The following is a 2,587-nucleotide window of genomic DNA, read 5'->3' on the forward strand; positions in this document are numbered from 1 at the left end:
GCGGGTGATGGCGGTGCTCGGAACGAAGCCGCTGATGGAGGCGATCAGGGCCTGAGACGATGGCGCTCTGCGCCTCGTCGCCACACCCGCCCCGCCGTAGCTCAGCACGTTTTTACACGGCCTCGACCCATTGCAGAACTTCTGTCTTGGCAGTCTATGGACCCGCTTCGCGCCATCCGCGGCGCAGACCGGCCTTGGGAGTAAAGCAATGCCCCAGGCTAGGTGTCTGAGTTCCAAGGATGCGACGCTTGGTGGCGAGCGCGATGCGTGGCGGCGCTGCCGCCTAGGGAATGTGAGCCGGGTAACCAGCGCGATTCTCGTTCTGCTAGTGTCTTCGGGATGCGAGGCCGAGACGTCAGTGCGGTCGGACTCAAGCACCTCGTTACTCACGGGCCGCGAAATCCATCAACTGCAGAACTTCACGGCCATGGAAGCCGCTGGGAAAGTTCAAGTCGGGAATCGTCGGTACTCGATTCCGCGTGTGCCCTATATCGAATTGGCCGAGTTCGGCCATGGGACGCCCACTGCGTATAAGAGCGCGGCGGTTATGCTGAGAACCGTGACAATGGCCGTCCAACAGCCGGGGGATTTGTACCCGCCGCGAAACCGAGTGCTTGCCACGGTCGACTTCAATCGTCCGCGTGGGCCGGCCGCGCTTCCGGCTCCAGGTCCAACTTCGGTCCCGGTTCCGGACGGATGGGTTCGGTCGGAACGTGGCCTGCCCGAACTTCCCGATGTCGATCTATGGTTGGATACGCAGCAATGCGTCGACGACCTGCCACCGCCGCTGTCGCCTGACAAATCCAGCTTACGGATCCAAGCGATGTGGACTGTCGATGACGTGCCTCTGCTGTTGATCTGTGACACCCCACTGGCGCCGAACCCCAGTGGCCAGTTCACCCTGAGATGTAACGGGGGGTCTGAACCAACGCACTTGGGAGTGGTCATTGGGTTTAAAGGTTTGGTGTCGTTGGAGCGCGGCTGCCGAGCAGCGCTCGAAGAGCTTGCGCCTTCCTTTGCATACCTGCCGTTGATCGTGGCGGACTGGCTCGAGAGGTAGGCTGACGCCATTAGACGGAAGCCCCCAAGAAGTGTCCGCAAACCGCCCACAGCGGACATTAGGATTGGAAGCTGGAAAGGGAGGCCCTATTCGTTGTGTCTGTCTGCCAGGTCTGAACGCGTAAACAACCGGGGGACAAGACCAGCACATGATCGTCATTGCAGTCTCGACCATGGCAATCATTTGGGGCTCTAGCTGCGGATCAGTTGTCCCGGCCACTGAACCGTTGGCTGCTCCTCACAATGAGAGCGTCCAAGAGATGATGACGCGTGTCTCTTCCATGCCCTGCGTCATCCGTGAGGACGAAGTCGATTGGACCCTTTTCAACGACGACTCCACGTTGAGCTACTGGGCGTTCGTTCGAAATGAACATCCGGCCTATCCCTCAGCAGTCGTGACTACGTTCGTTCGCGGGCGCGGAGCCTATTTGGACACGATCGTGCGCGTTCAATGTGAAGCTAAGCGCAGCGTGTGTGATCAGCTCCAGTCTGACGTAGGTGAGATGAGTGCTTCCGTCCTTCATCCGTAACAGGCCAGGGAATGTCACTTTCCCACCCATAAGCGACGTTCAAATGATCTGCTCGGCGCTAGGCCAACAACCTTGTCTGGTGGGAAATCAACTCCGGACGAACGCCGGTTTCCTGCGCGAGCAAATCTCGAAGTATCCGCCAGATTGTCGTGGGCCGGGCGTCGGCCCCTTTGGCGGCGAAAACGCCAAAGTTGGATAGCGCAATTTCGGTCGAAAGATCGCCAACGGACCTCGTTCCGAATGATGCGATGCCAGACCGCACGACAACCCAACCCGCAACAATTCCCATAGCCGAAAGAACAATCATGATCGGAGAATGAGAGGCTAGAAGGCCAGCAATGCCGAGCATCAGCAGAGCGATCCCCGAAAAAGTCTTCCATCCCAAGGTCAAAGGAATAGGCACCGTTTGCGTCTCTTCGGCCAACGCCTTCAGCACGGCAGCCTGACGCATCCGCGTTATATCCCGGAGCTTTGTCGACGGGCGGATAGCACCGGCGCTTTCCCTGCTGAGTAGAAATCGCCGCACGTCATAAAACGCCATCGAAGTCGAGCACTTGCCTTGTATCGCGGTCGTCGCGAGCTTGCTTAGAACGGCTTCGTAAAAGTCGCCTACGGTCTGCAAGGAAGAAGTGTCCTCGTCCTTAAAAGAAATACCGAACGACCGTTCAACCGCGACCAGCACTTCGAGGTCATCTCCATCGCCAGCTAAGCCGAGCGTCGTCAATGGGGCAGTGGCCTCGATCATAGACCGAACGTTACTCGAACCGGCTCCATCGGCAAGTTCCGCTTTCCACCCCTAGCTGACGCCGACCGCGATCGCTTTTAGGCCAGAGAGTGGACGTCCGCTCTCAGCGCTTCAGGCTGGGACCGCAATCGACCGAGGCTGTGTGAAAACGCCTCCAGCTCGAGCGAATTAGGGTAGCCTCCTGAGGTCTTCAGGAGGTGGGTATGAGCCGCTTCGTTCAGGGTGCAGACCGCCGGCAGCAGACGCTGCTTCC

At 58.9% G+C, this 2,587-nt stretch carries 1 protein-coding gene; it reads right to left on the reverse strand.

Features of this window, described 5'->3' with window-relative positions:
• Positions 1 to 1,647: 1,647 nt before the first annotated feature.
• Complete coding sequence (locus GGC30_RS16120; RefSeq protein WP_153926140.1) at positions 1,648 to 2,334, reverse strand: acyl carrier protein; 687 nt, start codon at positions 2,332 to 2,334, stop codon at positions 1,648 to 1,650.
• Positions 2,335 to 2,587 lie beyond the last annotated feature (253 nt).

This window comes from Brevundimonas sp. SPF441, from assembly GCF_009661015.1.
Lineage (GTDB): Bacteria > Pseudomonadota > Alphaproteobacteria > Caulobacterales > Caulobacteraceae > Brevundimonas > Brevundimonas vesicularis.

Bases quoted from the DNA above. Each gene is read 5' to 3' on its own strand.
- GGC30_RS16120 (WP_153926140.1), bottom strand. From the start codon at position 2,334: ATGATCGAGGCCACTGCCCCATTGACGACGCTCGGCTTAGCTGGCGAT.